This is a genomic window from Bartonella sp. MU70NMGDW (assembly GCF_042194085.1).
Classification (GTDB): domain Bacteria; phylum Pseudomonadota; class Alphaproteobacteria; order Rhizobiales; family Rhizobiaceae; genus Bartonella; species Bartonella grahamii.
Map to the genome: position 1 here is coordinate 1 of NZ_JBHIMK010000117.1, position 4674 is coordinate 4674.

Genomic DNA, 4674 nt, shown 5'->3' on the forward strand with positions numbered 1-4674 from the left:
TGAATGCGATTGGGGTGATCTGTCAATTGCATCAAACAAACAAAAGGTCCCCAAACCTTCACCAAGCCTGCTTTCGGCGGATTGCCTCCTAAATCTTCAAATCGTTCAGAACTATGGGTATTAAAAACTTGTGGTTTATCATTTTTATTGACCGCAATAATTCTTTGACCAAACAAAGCGAACGACCATTGATTATCTTCATGCGCATGATAGGTCACACCACTTTGGCTTATGTCTTTCCAACCCTTCGTTTGACTATCATAACTGTAAAGCTTTTGCTTGCCTCCTACGATTATCTTAACACCATTACCGCTTCTAAAGGCGATTGAACCCAAGGGCTTTTCTTCCAAAGCATGAGACACAACCATTGCACTAGGCATGGGTATGTAACCGCCATCTGCTGGTAAAACATTCACAAGGCTATCCGTAAAGCTGCCGTTGACAACCGCAACATCCGGTCTGTAATCGGCAATGGGAAAATAAACCATGCTAAAAATCCGTTGGTATTATTCTGGTCACGTTATGACGTTGAGACGTCTCTGCACGCAATTCATGCAACTGTTCGTTAAAGTCATTGTAAGCTGCCGTTGCACAATCGGGGTCTTTAAGGATATTCTTGTAAAGTTCGTATTTTGCACGCGCCTTAATCAAATCAAACGCGTGCACAAACCATGGATGTTCCTCATCGACACTCTCTATCTCTGATAAACGCAATGGAGAGAGAATGAGTTGAATCTGATAGGCTTTATCCGGCGTGGGATAAAGATGTAATTTCCTATCAAAATAACTGTAACAAACCGGCGTTCCTTGCTGCTCTGATGATAACAAAGGCTCTAAAGAAACATGGTCCTTACACTCCAATGCAAACTTATGATGTTGATCAGAGCTCAGATAAACGTTTTTGATTTTAACAGCTGTTTCAATATGGCTGGTAGTGCTTGCATCATAAACACCTTGTCCCGCCCGTGTCTCAAACACCACATCACGGCTTTCGTTAAAGTAAAAGGTCTCCCGTTCACAAAAACGAATGGCTGCAAAAATACTTTCTTGGATTTGATGAACATACTCATCGGCTATGTCATCAATCTCATCTTGGATAACTGACACGAGGTGCGAAAGTGTTCTCTTATGACGATAAACATCTCGCTTTACTGGTATCGGTCCGCCGGTTTTAACCCGAATATAATGACGTGTCATCAAAATACCTTTCAGTAAAAATTATTAATATTGATATTATATATTTTGTGTAGTATAGTGCACTAATGGTGTTCATTCATAAAACGATAGAATTTGATACTTGGCTTAAGAAACTTAAAGATAAAAGCGTTAAGGCTATTATTCTTCAACGTATTGTCCGCTTAAAACAGGGTCTTTTCGGTGATGTTAAATTCTTTAATGGTATAGGTGAATTACGTATCCACTATGGTGCTGGTTACCGAATTTATTTTACAAAAAAAGGCTCTGATTTTATCCTTTTGTTATGTGGTGGAGATAAATCAACGCAGAAAAAAGATATTGAACAAGCATTAAAGTTAAAAGAGGAGTACAGTGATGAAAACAACCCCATTTAAACCAGAAGAATATCTTGAAGACATTGAGATACAACAAGCATTTCTTAATGAAGCCTTTAAAACCGGTGATGCTGCTCATATAGCGGATGCCCTTGGTATTGTTGCTAGAGCACAAAATATGAGTGCCTTAGCAAAAGAAACCAATCGTGAACGCAGTGGATTATACCGCTCCTTAAGTAAGACTGGTGACCCTAAACTTTCTACCTTAGTCGCTGTCTTATCTGCCCTTAATTTGCAACTAAGCGTACAATCTGCTCCATAAATCGTGAGGGGAATAAGTCTTCCCCCACACCTCTCAACGATTGGTCACGAATTGCACGACCACAACACACTCACCAGCCGCGGTTGTTTTATCTCGTGTTGCATAAAGCGTAAGCTCTTGATCTTCTGGAACAAACTCTTTTTGGTTGGTTGATGTAAAATCTTGAGTGCTTTGGGTTTTGATATCCTTTTCACTAAACTCATTACCACCATAGGTGCTGCCTATCTTTAATTTCGCATCCGAAAACGCTGTCTTCACAAACGCTTTAATCGAAAGGATCATTGCACCACGCGGTAAAGTTCCGATTTTGCGCGTCAAATGCTTATCTTTATGCGAGATATTCAAACGCAAAAAACTGACCTGATGTGTATGAAGATCTCTGCCGTGTAAGTGTCCTGTTACGCCATCTACCATGTCCTATTTCCTTTCCTCATCACTCAACTTCACCGCTGTAGGTGGGGATAACTATCGTTCCAAAATCTTGGGCTCCTTGTGCTCTTCCGGGCATTTGGAAACGCGTTTTCTTCATGCCCATAATTGTATGCACTCCAAAACCGTATTCGCGTTTGTAGTCGAAGGTTTCTTCTTCGATTTTATAGCGGGTCTTACCGTAACTCTTACCAAATGCCATAACGACACTTTGCGCTCCAAGCAAAACAGCACGGCGCACACCTGCAAGACGTGTACTATCCGTGGATTTAACACCATTGGTGACATGCTCTGATTCACGTAAAATCACACCGTTGTACATGCCTAGAGAACCATCAAAGATTGGGTTTTTGGAACGCGAACCGGTATAAGCAGCTTTCTGAATATCAAGCCATTGACCCGTCTCTGTATTAGTGCGCAATTGTGTCACCTGAATGGGATGCAAATACAACACATAAACACTCTCGCCATTCACGCGAACCGGTCTAATTTTAGGATTCGCTAGCTTAGCGCACTGAACCGCTTCATCTATCAATTTAAGATTAAAGCTGTGTTTGGCTTTTTCTGTAAGCTCTTCATCCTTGGTTTTTGCTTCTGGTCGTACAATGCGCTTACTGCTTGGAGCTAATGGTGCATTAAAGCCCCAAAAAAGAGGATCAAGATCAACCGGTTCTCCCTCAAAATTGAGCCTGTTAGCGGTATAACCGCAAGCATGAACGAAAAACATCAAACTCAAACGGTCCGCATACCAATCTGATAAACTGTTTTTGGCTTCTTCGCGCAAATTAAACAATGTGCGCTGATTATCAATAGTGCCTTCATTGGCAATTCTTGTTCCATGATAAAGTTCATTGATATACAGTTTATCATGAAGGAATTGGAGTGCCTCTTCATTGCCTTCAAGGGTTTCGCCCTCACTCACACCACGTCCTGATAACTGAGCTCGCAGACTAAATGTTACACAATCCCCTTTGCCTTTTTGCGTCTCTGTTTTTACCTGAATAATGCTATTGGAATCCTGCCCCATCAAAGGAGCAATAGGAGTTGCTTTGGAGACCTCCGCATCAAGAATTCTCGCCCATGTTTTTAACGCATGGGGATCATTAATCCCTATATGTGTTGTTGCCATTTATTTCACCTTTCTTTGCTATAAAAAAACCGGCTTAAAGCCGGACTACTAACCCGCACCAAAGGCGGCTTATTCTCTACAAGTCTTTCACTTAATCTTCATCATCCGCACCACTCAATTTGCGTATAAGCACTCGGTTCTTTGGATTGCTGTACCATGCTTGAAACTCTTTATCCGTCATAGCGTTCATCGTTTCCCATGAAAGTGGACCTGTACTCCCCCCTCCTCCAGACGCCGTTAAGGTTCTCGCAGAATTCTGACGGCTTTGAAGTTCTGCAACTTGATTATTCGCTTGTACTGCTTGGTTCTGATAGCCAAGATTTTGCGCTATTCTATAAATCTCTTCTGCCGGATTGAGATCTCTTTGTGCACAAGTCGCTACAATCGTACGCAATTCATTCCCTATGATCTCAGAAATTGTGTTTGGATCTGCATACTCAGGATAAAGTGACGACCAAGAACTCAATTCCTTCGCACGCTTCTCATAAAGAAAATTTGCCGCGGCATCAAAATCACTGGATTTATCTTTAAACGACTTAACAGAATTATTGTAAAACTGACGAAGACGTATATCATGCCGCTGCTGTTCCTCAGCTTGTCTTAGCGCTTCTTTCTGTTCCCTAATATACGCATCCTGCTCTTGTAGCTTTTTTCCCATCCAACTCATATAGCCAATAATGTCTTGTGTAGGGTCTGGGGGTGCATTTTCACCTTCAACCATTGGCGTCTGGGATTGGGGTTCATAAAACTTTACAAGCGCTTCACGGGCTTGTTTGGCTTGTTGCTCCATACGCTGCTGCTCTATGCTAGGAACAATCTCTGAAGGTTTTTCAACAGGCTGTGCAACCGGCTCTGGAGAGGTGACATCATCATTATCAATCGTTTCACCATCATAAGTGCCGGCATCAAAAGAGCTCTCATCATCAAAGACCGGTGCTCCAACTCTGTAATCTTCATTCATAGCTTCATTCATTTCTGCATTCATTCTTTCACCTTTCTCAACTATGCATACCTCTGTGTAATGCTATTCGCTCTCGCATAATCTGATTATGTGCCTGATCATTGAGAAGCTTCTGCCGTTCAATGTCATGGCGCTGTTGCATCATTTCTGCTTCTAATTCTGCTCTCTTTTGACGCATGAACAATTCAATCTGCTTGCCTTGTAAATCCATCTGTTGCATCTGATTTTTAGCCGCAATATCTTGCTGCTTTTCCTGCAACTTCATTTCCTGCTCGGGGTCCATCTGCTGTTGTTGTGCCATTTGTTGCTGTTGGAACTTCTC

At 41.9% G+C, this 4674-nt stretch carries 6 protein-coding genes and 2 pseudogenes; 2 read left to right on the forward strand and 6 right to left on the reverse strand.

Annotated features, from left to right (window positions below; all coding sequences use genetic code 11):
• Positions 1 to 488 (reverse strand): annotated as a pseudogene (locus ACFIKE_RS08325) (hypothetical protein); the annotation flags it as partial.
• A gap of 1 nt (position 489) precedes the next feature.
• Positions 490 to 1197, reverse strand: a complete 708-nt coding sequence (locus ACFIKE_RS08330; protein WP_375649230.1) for a hypothetical protein — start codon at positions 1195 to 1197, stop codon at positions 490 to 492.
• 65 nt (positions 1198 to 1262) lie between these two features.
• On the opposite strand from ACFIKE_RS08330, the gene ACFIKE_RS08335 reads away from it, so the two are divergent.
• Positions 1263 to 1571, forward strand: a complete 309-nt coding sequence (locus ACFIKE_RS08335; protein ID WP_375649232.1) for a type II toxin-antitoxin system RelE/ParE family toxin — start codon at positions 1263 to 1265, stop codon at positions 1569 to 1571.
• Complete coding sequence (locus tag ACFIKE_RS08340) at positions 1552 to 1833, forward strand: addiction module antidote protein (RefSeq protein ID WP_375649234.1); 282 nt, start codon at positions 1552 to 1554, stop codon at positions 1831 to 1833. Before ACFIKE_RS08335 ends, ACFIKE_RS08340 begins: the two co-directional genes overlap by 20 nt.
• 33 nt (positions 1834 to 1866) lie before the next feature.
• Here the strand turns inward: ACFIKE_RS08340 and ACFIKE_RS08345 are convergent, their stop codons facing one another.
• The 4 genes and pseudogenes from ACFIKE_RS08345 to ACFIKE_RS08360 form a co-directional block, all read right to left on the reverse strand.
• Positions 1867 to 2247: a hypothetical protein gene (locus ACFIKE_RS08345; RefSeq protein ID WP_375633221.1), complete on the reverse strand. Its 381-nt coding sequence runs from the start codon at positions 2245 to 2247 to the stop codon at positions 1867 to 1869.
• Between the two features lie 19 nt (positions 2248 to 2266).
• Positions 2267 to 3391, reverse strand: coding sequence for a N4-gp56 family major capsid protein (locus ACFIKE_RS08350; protein ID WP_375649236.1), 1125 nt, complete (start codon positions 3389 to 3391; stop codon positions 2267 to 2269).
• Between the two features lie 91 nt (positions 3392 to 3482).
• Positions 3483 to 4376 carry a hypothetical protein gene (locus ACFIKE_RS08355; RefSeq protein ID WP_375649239.1) on the reverse strand — a complete coding sequence of 298 codons (894 nt, stop codon included), beginning with the start codon at positions 4374 to 4376 and terminating at the stop codon, positions 3483 to 3485.
• A gap of 13 nt (positions 4377 to 4389) precedes the next feature.
• Positions 4390 to 4674 (reverse strand): annotated as a pseudogene (locus tag ACFIKE_RS08360) (phage portal protein); the annotation flags it as partial.

Coding starts and splice junctions, on each gene's coding strand:
- ACFIKE_RS08340 (WP_375649234.1), top strand. CDS start 1,552: ATGAAAACAACCCCATTTAAACCAGAAGAATATCTTGAAGACATTGAG.
- ACFIKE_RS08330 (WP_375649230.1), bottom strand. CDS start 1,197: ATGACACGTCATTATATTCGGGTTAAAACCGGCGGACCGATACCAGTA.
- ACFIKE_RS08355 (WP_375649239.1), bottom strand. CDS start 4,376: ATGAATGCAGAAATGAATGAAGCTATGAATGAAGATTACAGAGTTGGA.
- ACFIKE_RS08350 (WP_375649236.1), bottom strand. CDS start 3,391: ATGGCAACAACACATATAGGGATTAATGATCCCCATGCGTTAAAAACA.
- ACFIKE_RS08345 (WP_375633221.1), bottom strand. CDS start 2,247: ATGGTAGATGGCGTAACAGGACACTTACACGGCAGAGATCTTCATACA.
- ACFIKE_RS08335 (WP_375649232.1), top strand. CDS start 1,263: ATGGTGTTCATTCATAAAACGATAGAATTTGATACTTGGCTTAAGAAA.